Here is a 12,904-nt window from a genome sequence, read left to right as displayed (position 1 = left end):
AATTAATGATGAGTAAGCAGAAAATAGTTGTTGTTGGCAATGGAATGGTTGGCCACAAGTTTATTGATTCAATTATTTCGTCTGAAACGGCAGAGTTTCAGGTTATTACATTTTCAGAAGAGCCTCGTTTGGCTTACGACCGAGTACAACTCACGAGTTATTTTGATGAAGGAAAAGGAGCCAGTGATCTGGCACTAACGGACGCCAGTTACTATGAAGAAAACGGCATCCAGTACGTGCTAAATGACAAAGTAGTATCACTGGACACAGACGCTAAAACCGTTGTCACGCAAAGTGGTCGACGTGAAGCTTATGACAAGCTGGTACTAGCAACAGGGTCATTTCCGTTTGTGCCGCCCATCCCTGGTAACGATCAGGCTCACTGCCACGTTTATCGAACCATTGAAGATTTGGACGCTATTGAAGCATCAAGCAAAACCAGCAAGAGCGGCGTGGTGATTGGGGGTGGGTTGTTAGGTTTAGAAGCGGCGAATGCAGTTAAAAACTTAGGTTTGGAAACACACGTCGTAGAATTTGCCCCCCGTTTAATGGCGGTGCAATTAGATGATGGTGGCGGCGCATTACTGAAGCGAAAGATTGAAGATCTTGGCGTCACCGTTCATACGCAAAAAGCGACCACAGAAATTGTTGCGGGTAGTCATTCTCGCTATCGCATGAACTTTGCTGATGGTACTCACCTTGAAACGGATGTGATTGTTTTCTCCGCAGGTATCCGCCCACAAGATGAATTAGCAAGGCAGTCAAATATTACCATTGGAGAACGTGGCGGTATTGTGATTGACGATAGCTGCCAAACCAACGTCAAAGATGTCTACGCAGTGGGTGAATGTGCGTTATGGGATAACAAAATTTTTGGTTTGGTGGCACCGGGCTACCAAATGGCAAAAGTGGCCGCGTCACAAATTCTCAGCAATGGTCAGTCGGGTTCGTTATTTACTGGCGCAGACATGAGCACCAAGCTTAAGTTGCTGGGCGTAGACGTGGCGAGTATTGGTGAAGTGCATGGTCAAACACCGGGCGCGCAATCTTACACTTACAATGACGAAATAGAACAAGTCTATAAACGGTTAATTGTCTCTGAAGATGGCAGTAAAATCGTTGGGGCGGTATTAGTTGGCGACGCGGACGCCTACGGGACGCTGTTGCAGCTTAAACAAAATGATATGCCATTACCAGAAAACCCATCCGTGCTGATTCTACCAAATGTCGCAGACGATAGCGCGACAGGACTTGGCGTGGATGCATTGCCAGATTCGGCCGTAATCTGTTCTTGTTTTGATGTGACTAAAGGGGACATCAAACAAGCGGTGGCAAGTGGTTGTAATACGATGGCCGCGCTAAAAGAGACAACGAATGCGTCTACGGGTTGTGGCGGTTGTTCCGCTCTTGCCAAACAAGTTCTAGACAGCGAATTACTTAACCTCGGTGTAGAAGTCAATAACGATATTTGTGAGCACTTTGCTTATTCGCGCCAAGAATTGAGCGACATTGTGCGCGTCAACCAAATCAAAACGTTTGATGATTTACTGGAAACGCACGGCAGTGGGCTTGGCTGCGAGATTTGTAAGCCGACCGTTGGCTCAATATTGGCGTCATTCTGGAATGACTACATTTTGGAAGAGCAGCATATGGAGCTGCAAGACACCAATGATATTTATCTTGGCAACATGCAAAAAGATGGCACTTATTCGGTTGTTCCCCGTATTGCTGGGGGGGAAATTACGCCAGATAAGCTAATTGTACTGGGGCAAGTGGCAAAAGACTTTGATTTGTATACCAAGATAACCGGTGGCCAGCGTGTGGACCTGTTTGGTGCTCAATTAAACGAGTTGCCGCTGATTTGGAAGCGATTGGTCGATGCTGGCTTTGAAACAGGTCATGCTTACGGCAAATCCGTGAGAACCGTTAAATCGTGTGTGGGGAGTACATGGTGTCGATACGGCGTGGCAGACAGTGTGGGTTTCGCCATTGACCTTGAGAATCGTTATAAGGGGTTACGTTCACCCCATAAGCTTAAGTTCGCAGTCTCAGGCTGTACGCGCGAATGTGCCGAAGCTCAGTCAAAAGATATTGGTGTGATTGCCTCAGATAAAGGCTGGAACTTATACGTATGTGGTAACGGTGGTATGCGCCCTCGTCACGCCGATTTATTGGCAACGGATCTCGATGAAGAAACCTTGATACGGTATATCGATCGTGTGTTGATGTTCTATATTCGCACCGCAGATCGTTTGCAACGTACTTCGGTGTGGTTAGAAAATTTAGAAGGAGGCATCGAGTACCTCAAACAAATTATCGTCGACGATAAGCTTAACCTAGCCGAAGAACTTGAAGCCGATATGGCCACCAACGTTGGAAAATATCAATGTGAATGGAAAACCACGTTAGAGAACCCAGAAAAACTAAAACGATTCCAACACTTTATTAATACTGAAGAACTGGATAGTAACTTGCAGTTCGTCAATATTCGCCAGCAAAGATTCCCAACTAACAATAAGAAACAAGCGCTCATTTTGGAGCAACGTATTGATGTGGTTGAAGTGTAACCGCCAAGTTTACGTCAAAACATAATGGTGTTTACACCAGCAGAAAATAGATTTTGATAGTTAAGGAGAAGACTATGAGTCAGTGGTTAACCGTCTGTTCAACGGACGACTTGGTTCCCCATACCGGTGTGTGCGCCAGAGTGGAAGATAAACAAGTCGCGATTTTTTATTGTCAGCGTAGTGATGAGCTGTATGCGCTTTGTAATTACGATCCTTTTGGTCATGCCTATGTGATGTCCCGCGGCATTATGGGTTCATTTGATGGGCAGCCTTGTGTGGCCTCGCCCCTCTATAAGCAGCATTTTAACTTACAGACCGGGGTCTGCATTGAGGAACCTGCCATTAAGCTCACGCGCTTTGACGTGAGGGTGAGTGGTGGTGACGTGCAACTTAAATTGCCCATAGCGGCTTAAACGGTTCTATTAAGGAGCTCTGGTTGGGAAACTGATCAGTAAAAGGGATTTTATTATGGAAAGCACTAAGTTTAATTTGTTTTCATTTTCGGGAAAGATGAAAACGCTCCACCTCAGTTGGATGGCGTTCTTTATTACTTTTGTGGTGTGGTTTAACTTTGCGCCATTGCTGCAAATGGTCAAAACGTCACTTGGGTTGTCCACACAAGAAGTTAAAACGTTATTGATTCTTAATGTCGCATTGACGATACCAGCAAGGGTCATCATCGGGATGTTAACCGATAAATATGGCCCTAGATTGGTCTACTCTGCCTTATTGGCGGTGTGTTCAATACCTTGTTTTGTCTTTGCGCTGTCTGATTCGTTTATTCAAGCTGCAATAGCCCGTTTCCTGTTGGGTTTTATCGGTGCAGGTTTTGTTATCGGTATTCGTCTAGTTTCTGAGTGGTTCCCTCATGATGAGCTCGGCACTGCAGAAGGTATCTACGGGGGATGGGGCAATTTTGGCTCGGCGGCGGCAGCCTTTACACTGCCGACACTTGCGTTGATGTTTGGTGGTGAAGAGGGTTGGCGTTACGCGGTTGCTATTACGGGTTTGATGAGTCTTTTGTTCTCGTTTGTTTTTTATCGAAGTGTACAAGACACGCCTAAAGGTTCGACGTATTTTAGACCCAAGCACTTAACGGCGATGGAAGTCACGTCAAAAGGGGACTTTTTCTTCTTACTCATAATGAAAATTCCGATGTACGCAGCACTTGCTTTGCTTGCATGGAAACTGTCGCCGTCAAATATCGCCATGCTAAGTAGTACTTTGGTAAACAGTTTCTATGTAGGGTTGCTTGTTCTCTATGTGTATGAAGTTTCTCAAGTATGGAAAGTGAATAAGTCGGTGTTCTCTGAGCCGGTTCCTGAAATACATAAGTATAAATTTAAACAAGTTGCGGTATTAAATGTGCTCTACTTTGCAACGTTTGGCTCCGAGCTTGCCGTGGTATCCATGCTACCGCTATTTTTCTTAGAAACGTTTGAGTTAACCCCTGTTCTAGCTGGGATGGTCGCGTCGGCTTATGCCTTCATGAATTTAATGTCTCGTCCCGGTGGTGGCTGGATTTCAGATAAGTTTGGTCGTAAGTCAACTCTGCTGATTTTAACGGCAGGACTGGCAGGAGGCTATTTCATGATGGGTCAAGTAGACAGTGAATGGCCATTATGGCTAGCGGTTTGCGCTGCCATGGCATGTTCGTTCTTTGTTCAGGCTGGTGAAGGTGCGGTGTTTGCAACGGTGCCACTAATCAAGCGTCGTATGACTGGGCAGATAGCAGGAATGACAGGGGCTTATGGAAACGTAGGGGCGGTAGTTTACCTGACGGTGTTGTCATTTGTTGATTATCAAACGTTCTTCTATGTGATTGCGGGAACAGCCGTGCTTGGTTTTGTCACCTTGATGTTGATGGAAGAGCCAAACGGCCAAATCGCAGAAGTGAATGAAGACGGCAGTGTGACATTGATTAATGTCTCTCATTAACTAGAAATCGGGAGAGAGGGGATTGGCGTAGAATTATTGAAACCATTCCCTTCTCGTTCAAAGGCCTCGCTAGCACGGGGTTTTGTTCGAATTGTCATTTTCTATTTAGCAGTGAATGAACGCTTTGCTTGCAGCGAGGAAATCATGGAAAGACCCGACATGGAACACCAAGTGTCTTTATCATTGAGTTATGGCGGTGCGTCTTTAAAGGGACCTCGTGAAGAAAATCAAGATGCATTTGTGGTCCGTCATCCTGAAGAAAAAGCGGAAAAAGAAATGAAAGGGACGATCGCCTGTATTGCTGATGGGGTGAGTTGTAGTGCCCACGGACAAAAAGCCAGCCACACCAGCGTGATGCAATTTGTGTCTGATTACTATGCGACGCCAGACAGCTGGAGCGTGCAGCATTGTGCCAGCCAAGTGTTGAAGTCACTTAATGCTTGGTTATATGAGTCAGGAGCAAAGGAGGCGCTTCGTCACAATGGGTTGGTGACAACATTTAGTTGCGCGATTTTTAAATCCAACACCGCGCATATTTTCCATGTTGGTGATAGTCGCGTATATGTATTTCGAGCTGGCGCTTTACGCCGACTCACCCGTGACCATCAGCGAATAAATGGTGGGAAAAATGCCTATTTGACTCGCGCCTTGGGGATGGATACCAAACTGGAAGTGGACTATCAAACGATAGAATTACACAAGGGTGACCAGTTTTTATTTACCACCGACGGTGTGCATGATGCGCTGGAAGACACATTGCTTTGTCAGGCGATGCTGAAAACACAGGCTGCTGCGGGGTTAGATTCGGTTCTAGAGGAAAAAGCGCATCAGTTATGTAAGCAAGCGATTGATGCTGGTGGCCAAGACAATGCAACGTGCCTACTCGTCTCGGTGAATGACTTACCACAGTTAACGTTGTTCGAATTTCAGCAGCGAACGCTTAATCGGGTGATTCCGCCTGCTCTTAAAGTTAATAATCGAATAGATCACTACCGTGTGACAAAAGTTATACATTCGGGAAGCCGTAGCCATGTATATGAAGTGATAGATGAAACCACGCAACGACGCTATGTGCTGAAAGCTCCCTCACAACATTACGCCGATGATACCGACGCACTCGTGTGTTTTAGTAATGAGTACTGGGTCGGAAGTCGGGTGAATAACCATCGCATTATGAAGGTCTATCCACAGCCCGAATCATCGCCTTATCTTTATCATCTATGTGAGCGGATAGATGGAATAACACTGCGGCAATGGATGTATGACAATCCAATGCCGACGTTAAAGCAAGTAAGGTCGGTTCTTGATGAGCTCATAAAAGCGATTCGAGTCCTACAACGCCTTGATATGGTTCACCGAGATCTTAAGCCCGAGAATGTCATGATTAGTGATGATGGGTCGATAAAAATTATTGATTTAGGCGCAGTATCCGTCAAAGGATTGGAAGAAAGCCAGACAAGGAAACGTATTGAGAACCCTTTGGGCGCCGCCAATTATATAGCGCCAGAATATCTATTTGGCGAGTCAGCAACGACGACGTCGGACCTATTTTCAGTGGCGGTGATTGGTTATGAAATGTTGTGTGGGGCATTACCCTATAAAGAAGTCACGGCTTTGTCTGTGCAACAAGCACGGCATCAAAAGTGGCAATATCGAAGCATGCTCCAAACAAGGGATGATGTCCCGTTATGGTTTGAATTAGCTATCAAGAAAGCTTGTCACCCTTTACCTGCATCTCGATATCGAGTGCTGAGTGAATTTGTTACCGATATTACTTCACCCAACGCAATGTTGCTCAAGGGAGTAGAAGCCAGCCCGCTGATGACCAAACATCCGGTACTGTTTTGGAAAGGCATCGCGATACTGTTTGCGCTGATTGCCTTGGTTGAGTTCGTGATACTGACACAAGGCTAGCGGCGGATATGAGCAGAACCATGTCACGCTCTTGTGTCATTTAACTCGCATGAGCTGGTGTTGGGTAGGTCCAAGTTCGAAGACTAGGATTTGAGAGCGTTTCATACACTCAACTTGTTCGAGCATTGACGAGGAATAGCCCTTACGTTGCATCCACTCTAAAGAGGTTTTGAAGCTGTCTTCGTTGACCACATAAGATTGATCTTTGAGTAGCGACTCTGAAACGTGAACGACCCAAATCCGAGAACGGTATTCAACGGCGTCGGCAAGTACCGCGAGTATTTTCTTAAACAATGGTAATAATCCTAAATGTAAAACAGAGGCACAGCTTTGAGATTGTTACAAATTTCTTGTCGGGAAGATAGGCAAAGCTGCCGTTTTCGTCTTACGCTTAGTAAAAAGGAAGGGAATCGAGTGAGGGTTGATAGACACGACCTATGGATAAAATTACTCATTCCAGTTTAGCAAAATCGACAAATTAGACGACAATGAAAATAACGAAGTAAGTTATTGGGGATTAAGGAGAACATCATGGAATCTTTAAAAGTAAGAGATTATATGACCCAAAGAGCAATCACGTTTACCGTTGATATGCCGTTGAGCGCCGCTTTAGATAAGGTGATGGAATCAAAGCATCTAGGTGGACCTGTTATTGATGAAAATGAAAAAGTGATTGGCTTTATTTCGGAACAAGATCTTTTAGAAAAGCTGGTGAAGGTCACATACCACTGTCAAGATACCCACACTGTGGGAGATTGCATGTATAAAGAAGTGCTATCCGTCACGCCTGAAATGTCGATCATTGAACTCGCAGACATGATGAAAGTAGGGAAACCGAAAGTGTACCCCGTTATCGATCAAGGTCGATTAGTTGGAATGATTTCACGCCGAGACGTATTACAGGCAATTGGTAAGAATTTGAAAGAGTGCTTTAAGCACCCAGTGTAGAGCGTCTCGCTTTTCAAATGATTTAAACGGTTAGTAGGCGCGAAAGCGCCTTATTTTTTGGTAACGTGATACAAAGGATTGTGATGACAGAGCCATCGGCTAAGTTTCTAGAAGGATCAACCATGCGCCACATCCTTGTGATGTCGGGCGCTGGTTCCATCGGGTTAATGTCGTTATTCGTTGTTGATCTGCTTGATATGCTGTTTATTAGTATGTTGGGTCAAGTTGAGCTAGCCGCTGCGGTGGGGTTTGCCGGAACGTTAACGTTTTTTGCCACATCTGTCTCTATTGGTACGTCTATCGCTATGGGCGCACTCATGTCGAAAGCGATTGGCGCCAAAAATACCGCCTTTGCTAAGCAAATAGGCAGTAGTGTCTTAGTGATTGCTTTCGTCATTAGTGCCATTGTTACGGCGATAATGTGCGCGTACATTCCTGAACTACTTACCGCTATTGGGGCTGAAGGTCGTGCTCATGAAAGGGCAGAAGCGTACCTATGGATTATCATGCCGAGTAGCCCATTGATTGCGCTAGGTATGGCAAGTGGCGCGGGGCTGCGCGCTGCTGGTGACGCTAAGCGTTCTATGTGGGCAACGCTCTATGGTGGGTTAGTGAATGCGGTTTTAGACCCTTTGTTCATTTTTGGTTTTGGTTGGAATGTTGAAGGAGCGGCTATAGCGTCGGTTATCGCGCGCTTCACGGTGTTTTATTTCTCGTTTATGCCACTTCTCAAAGTGCATCAATTACTCTCTGCACCACAATTGCATCAAGTCATAAAGAATAGTCGAGTGATACTCGCGATTGCGTTGCCTGCCATTATCGCTAATACGGCAACGCCCATCGGCAATGCGATTGTGACCACGTCCATTGCACAATTTGGCGAAGATTTTGTTGCGGGTTATGCGGTTATTGGCCGCTTGATACCGGTTTGTTTTGCGGTCATTTTTGCTTTATCTGGTGCGGTAGGTCCGATCATCGGACAAAACTTTGGCGCGCTTAGAATTGATAGGGTAGAAGAAACCCTACGTAACTCTCTAATTGTTACCACCACCTACACGATTGTAGTTTGCCTCATTCTTTACCTAGTCAAAGACTACGTCATAGCAGCCTTCTCTTTGACGGGGGATGCTGCCCTAATCGTGGTGACATTTGCCACTTACGTCGCGATCACGTTTATTTTTAATGGTGCGTTATTTGTGGCGAATACTTCTTTTAATAACCTTGGTCGACCACTCTATTCAACCGCGCTAAATTTGGGTAAAGCGACAGCGGGCACTTTACCGTTTGTTTATCTCGGGGCACATTGGTTTGGTGCATTGGGCGTTCTCTATGGGCAAGCCATTGGTAACATCGTGTTTGGCGTGTTGGGGCTGATTGTTCTTAAGTATCATATTCTGGAATTGCGAAGAACGGGGCAGTGCCAACAAAACAAAGATCCGAGTTTGACCAGTGTGAACTCCCAGCCTTTCTGTACTCATGATGCGGTCTTAATTGAAGATGTGGCGAAAAATAAACAAGGAACGTCACCTGTTTCCATGATTGACTAATTAATCCTTGACCTTGGAGTTAGCTCCAAGGTTTAAACTTGTATTAACAGATACTGGTTTATGTCAATCAAGGAGATCCTCATGTGTAATAAACATGATGCATGCCGTACTCAAAAAATTAATGCCATTCGTCCAGTAGGCGCGAGTTGTAGCACACCAACCATAGGCTCTATTTCATCCGTTGAAGAGGCATCATCAAGCTGCTGTTCGACTGAGGGGGAGTGTCGTTCAAATGAACCCGAAGAACCCCACGCCAGAGGTGGGGATATAGGGGGTAAAGGTGAAGATAAAGAGACCAAAGATGAAGATAGAGAGACAAGCGTCTCCCTTCATTCATGGAAAGTCGTGGGAATGGATTGCCCAGCATGCGCCCGAAAAGTGGAATCTGCCACAAGCAAAATTCCAGGAGTAGTTAGCGCTAAAGTACTTTTTGCGACGGAGAAGTTAGTCGTTCGAGTGAATGATGTGGCGCTTGTGCCCAGTGTAGAGTCGGCGGTGATGAATGTTGGTTTTACGCTTCAGTCACTTAATGGCGGTCCCTCTTCCAATACCAATCAACCCCCTATTCAATCGGGTTGGAAAAAAACGCTATTCGATAATGCCCATATTTTAGCCATCTCGTCAGGAATGTTGGTTGCTGCGTTGAGTCGCTCTTCTTTTCCGCAAGTGAGTGAGTGGCTGTTTATCTTAACCTGTTTGTTAGGGTTAATGCCCATTACTAAAAAAGCGTTTCAGCTAGCAAAATCGGGTACGCCCTTTGCGATAGAAACACTGATGAGTGTTGCGGCAATTGGCGCGCTGTATCTCGGTGAAACCGTTGAAGCTGGCATGGTGCTGCTATTGTTCTTGATTGGTGAACGCCTTGAATCCTTTGCCGCCTCAAAAGCAAGAAGTGGCGTACAAGCTTTAATGTCACTAGTACCTGAAGATGCCACGGTGGTGATCGACGGCGTTCGTTCCAAGAAAAGTGCCTCGGAGTTACAGCCTGGCGATATGATTGAAGTCGCACCGGGTGACAGGTTGCCTGCAGATGGTGAATTGGTTTCGACTAGTGCCAGTTTCGATGAAAGTGCATTAACTGGTGAGTCTTTGCCTGTTGAACGCCTGATTGGTGACAATGTAATGGCAGGTGCTGTGTTGACTGACAAGGTGGTCATATTAAAAGTCACCTCGAAGCAAGGTGAAAACGCGATTGATCGAATCTTACATCTCATTGAAGAAGCGGAATCTCGTAAAGCACCGATTGAGCGATTTTTAGATAAGTTTAGCCGCTGGTATACACCGTTAATGATGCTAGTGTCTCTTGCTGTCATTATTACGCCACCTTTGTTGTTCGCTCAGCCATGGGAAACCTGGGTATACCGTGGATTGGCACTGTTGTTGATAGCTTGTCCATGTGCACTGGTGATCTCTACTCCTGCCGCGATTACCTCTGGTTTAGCAGCGGCAACGCGACGTGGTGCCCTCATTAAAGGTGGTGCGGCGCTAGAGCAACTCGGTAACGTAAAAGCTATCGCCTTTGATAAGACGGGAACATTGACATTAGGTCGACCTCACGTAACGGATACGATAGCGCTAGTAGACTTTACGCAGGATAACCTGCTTGAGGTTGCTGCTGCGATTGAAGCTGGCTCTAACCACCCTCTCGCGACGTCGTTGGTTCGTTATGTTGAAGACAAAGGTCTAACGATTCCAGAAGCAACGGAAAAGAGAGCGTTGGTGGGTGTTGGTATTGAAGGGATTGTCCATGATCAGCACTACGCTTTACTTGCGCCAAGTAAAGTGACATTCGAACTTACCGCTGATACGCAGTCACAGATCGCCCTGTTGGAAGATCAGGGCAAAACAGTGGTAGTACTAACCAACCAAAGCGCGACTTCAATGAATGAAGGGCAGGAACTTGGTCTTATTGCTTGGCGAGATGAAGTGAGGGCTGACGCGGCTGAAGCAGTAGAAAAGTTGGCTAAACTGGGTATTAATACCATCATGTTAACCGGCGATAATGCTCGCAGCGCCCACGCTATTGCCACGCCATTGGGTATGGACTACAAAGCGAGTTTGTTACCTGCTGATAAAGTCGCTTATGTTAATGAGCTTGCTCAGCACCAACGAGTTGCCATGGTCGGTGATGGTATTAATGATGCACCAGCGATGAAAGCGGCGAATATAGGTATTGCGATGGGAGGGGGGACAGATGTCGCATTAGAAACCGCGGATGCTGCGCTCACTCACAATCGTTTAGCTGAACTCCCGGTGATGGTTGAGTTGTCTAGAGCCACGCTCAATAACATCAAACAAAATGTGACGTTAGCATTAGGGCTAAAAGCGGTATTTTTGGTGACGACCTTGCTTGGGATGACGGGTCTTTGGGTCGCGGTACTTGCTGATAGTGGCGCGACAGCCATCGTTACCTTAAATGCATTAAGGCTACTTAGACATAAATCGAAATTAGACTAAGCTAGATAAGTCATTATGGATGTGCCCACCTCATTGTGAGGTGGGCGTTTAGTTTTTATACCAATTATTGGCCGCCACACCAAAAAAGTGTGATGCCAAACGATTTAATTTGTAATTTTGTGCAATTACCTTTCCTAAAGTGTGATCTGTGAGCGGAAAGGCTCACGGTTATCTTATAAGCTTGATCCCATAACTAAGAAATAAGAGGAACCACCCTATGTCCCAAGCTGTTTTCCATTTAGGCGTAAACCAAGATGATCTTCAAGGTGCAACGTTAGCGATTATTCCTGGCGATCCTGCTCGCGTACAAAAAATCGCAGAGTTGATGGATGAGCCTGAGTTTTTGGCCAGCCAACGTGAGTACACGGTGTATCGTGCTAAGTTAGACGGTAAGACAGTGGTCGTATGCTCTACTGGTATCGGTGGTCCTTCGACTTCTATTGCGGTAGAAGAATTGGCACAACTTGGCGTGCGTACTTTCCTTCGCGTAGGAACTACGGGTGCGATCCAACCGGATGTGAATGTGGGTGATATGATCGTCACGACGGGCTCGGTTCGTCTTGATGGCGCAAGCTTACATTTTGCCCCAATGGAGTTCCCTGCGGTTGCTGATTTTGATGTAGCAACGGCAATGAAACAAGCGGCTATCGAAGCTGGCTCTACGGTACATACCGGCGTAACGGCTTCAAGTGATACGTTCTACCCAGGCCAAGAGCGCTATGATACGTTTTCTGGCCGTGTTGTGCGTCGCTTCCAAGGCTCTATGGATGAATGGCAACAAATGGGTGTGCTTAACTTTGAAATGGAGTCGGCAACCTTGTTGACCATGTGTGCAAGCTCAGGTCTGAAAGCGGGTTGTGTGGCAGGTGTGATCATCAACCGTACACAAAAAGAAACGCCAGACCATGACACGTTGAAGAAAGCAGAAACGCGTTCTATTAAGATTGTGGTTGAAGCGGCGCGTAAGCTGATTTAGCGCGTGATTTAAATAGCAGATACTAATGAAGAACCTCCTATATGGAGGTTTTTTTGGTTAGAAATAACAGGTATAAAAAAACCTCTCACCGAAGTGAGAGGTTTTGTTTTCTATCCGTTAACGCTTAAGCTTTAGCGGTTTTCTTTTTCTCGATCTCAGCTTTTGCTTTTACAAAACGCTCTGGAAGGATTTGCGTTGCAAATACGTCTTCTACTGTTTCAGCACGTTTGATTAGCTCGGCTTCGCCGTCTTTAACCAGTACTGTTGCAGGGCGTGGCAGTGAGTTGAATTGGCTTGCTTGAGACTCTGCGTAATGACCCACATCCATGATAGCAAGTACGTCATTTGGTACTAGAGCTGGCATCGTTGCGCCGCTTTCCCAGATTGATGGGATACAGATAGGGCCCGCGATTTCAGTGGTTTTAGCAACAAGAGGTTGAGTCATCTTGTTAGCTGGAAGTACAGGGTTTTTAGACTCTTGAGACTCAACTAGCGTTGCTAGGTAAGTAGACGCGTCCACCATGGTGTAGGTGTAGTCCATCTCTTGGTCATCTTTT

The 12,904-nt window shown here is 46.0% G+C and carries 9 protein-coding genes and 1 pseudogene; 8 read left to right on the top strand and 2 right to left on the bottom strand.

The genetic code is table 11. The annotated features are described in order from the left end of the window. The first annotated feature begins 8 nt into the window (after nt 1-8). The 4 genes from nirB to L4D74_RS11610 all read left to right on the top strand — a co-directional run bounded on the left by nirB (nt 9) and on the right by L4D74_RS11610 (nt 6,419). Nucleotides 9-2,567, top strand: coding sequence for a nitrite reductase large subunit NirB (gene nirB / locus L4D74_RS11625; RefSeq protein WP_428752412.1), 2,559 nt, complete (start codon nt 9-11; stop codon nt 2,565-2,567). A 74-nt stretch (nt 2,568-2,641) separates the two neighbouring features. Further along, nucleotides 2,642-2,980 carry a nitrite reductase small subunit NirD gene (nirD, locus tag L4D74_RS11620; RefSeq protein ID WP_428752275.1) on the top strand — a complete coding sequence of 113 codons (339 nt, stop codon included), beginning with the start codon at nt 2,642-2,644 and terminating at the stop codon, nt 2,978-2,980. Nucleotides 2,981-3,035: 55 nt separating this feature from the next. Beyond that, nucleotides 3,036-4,505: a NarK family nitrate/nitrite MFS transporter gene (locus tag L4D74_RS11615; RefSeq protein ID WP_428752274.1), complete on the top strand. Its 1,470-nt coding sequence runs from the start codon at nt 3,036-3,038 to the stop codon at nt 4,503-4,505. Nucleotides 4,506-4,649: 144 nt separating this feature from the next. Next, nucleotides 4,650-6,419 carry a bifunctional protein-serine/threonine kinase/phosphatase gene (locus L4D74_RS11610; protein ID WP_428752273.1) on the top strand — a complete coding sequence of 590 codons (1,770 nt, stop codon included), beginning with the start codon at nt 4,650-4,652 and terminating at the stop codon, nt 6,417-6,419. A gap of 36 nt (nt 6,420-6,455) precedes the next feature. On the opposite strand, the gene L4D74_RS11605 is transcribed toward L4D74_RS11610, so the two are convergent. Beyond that, nucleotides 6,456-6,713 (bottom strand): hypothetical protein, encoded by a 258-nt coding sequence (locus L4D74_RS11605; protein WP_428752272.1) that lies wholly within the window; start codon nt 6,711-6,713, stop codon nt 6,456-6,458. Nucleotides 6,714-6,950: 237 nt separating this feature from the next. On the opposite strand from L4D74_RS11605, the gene L4D74_RS11600 reads away from it, so the two are divergent. From L4D74_RS11600 to udp, 4 genes are all read left to right on the top strand, one after another. Then, nucleotides 6,951-7,367: a CBS domain-containing protein gene (locus tag L4D74_RS11600; RefSeq protein ID WP_265675230.1), complete on the top strand. Its 417-nt coding sequence runs from the start codon at nt 6,951-6,953 to the stop codon at nt 7,365-7,367. 83 nt (nt 7,368-7,450) lie between these two features. After that, nucleotides 7,451-8,914: an MATE family efflux transporter gene (locus L4D74_RS11595; protein ID WP_428752271.1), complete on the top strand. Its 1,464-nt coding sequence runs from the start codon at nt 7,451-7,453 to the stop codon at nt 8,912-8,914. 81 nt (nt 8,915-8,995) lie between these two features. Further along, a complete protein-coding gene (locus L4D74_RS11590) occupies nt 8,996-11,371 on the top strand; it encodes a zinc/cadmium/mercury/lead-transporting ATPase (protein WP_428752270.1) in 2,376 nt (791 codons plus the stop codon). A gap of 217 nt (nt 11,372-11,588) precedes the next feature. Next, on the top strand, nt 11,589-12,347 hold the full coding sequence (udp, locus tag L4D74_RS11585) for a uridine phosphorylase (RefSeq protein WP_265675225.1): 759 nt from the start codon (nt 11,589-11,591) through the stop codon (nt 12,345-12,347). A gap of 124 nt (nt 12,348-12,471) precedes the next feature. On the opposite strand, the pseudogene L4D74_RS11580 reads toward udp, so the two are convergent. Then, nucleotides 12,472-12,904 (bottom strand): annotated as a pseudogene (locus L4D74_RS11580) (diaminopimelate decarboxylase family protein); the annotation flags it as partial.

The sequence above is a fragment of the Vibrio cionasavignyae genome (assembly GCF_050337155.1).
Lineage (GTDB): Bacteria > Pseudomonadota > Gammaproteobacteria > Enterobacterales > Vibrionaceae > Vibrio > Vibrio nomapromontoriensis.
The sequence above is the reverse complement of the archived record's forward strand: the minus strand, read 5'-3'. Positions and strand labels throughout refer to the sequence as shown.

Coding starts and splice junctions, on each gene's coding strand:
- nirB (WP_428752412.1), top strand. CDS start 9: ATGAGTAAGCAGAAAATAGTTGTTGTTGGCAATGGAATGGTTGGCCAC.
- nirD (WP_428752275.1), top strand. CDS start 2,642: ATGAGTCAGTGGTTAACCGTCTGTTCAACGGACGACTTGGTTCCCCAT.
- L4D74_RS11615 (WP_428752274.1), top strand. CDS start 3,036: ATGGAAAGCACTAAGTTTAATTTGTTTTCATTTTCGGGAAAGATGAAA.
- L4D74_RS11610 (WP_428752273.1), top strand. CDS start 4,650: ATGGAAAGACCCGACATGGAACACCAAGTGTCTTTATCATTGAGTTAT.
- L4D74_RS11600 (WP_265675230.1), top strand. CDS start 6,951: ATGGAATCTTTAAAAGTAAGAGATTATATGACCCAAAGAGCAATCACG.
- L4D74_RS11595 (WP_428752271.1), top strand. CDS start 7,451: ATGACAGAGCCATCGGCTAAGTTTCTAGAAGGATCAACCATGCGCCAC.
- L4D74_RS11590 (WP_428752270.1), top strand. CDS start 8,996: ATGTGTAATAAACATGATGCATGCCGTACTCAAAAAATTAATGCCATT.
- udp (WP_265675225.1), top strand. CDS start 11,589: ATGTCCCAAGCTGTTTTCCATTTAGGCGTAAACCAAGATGATCTTCAA.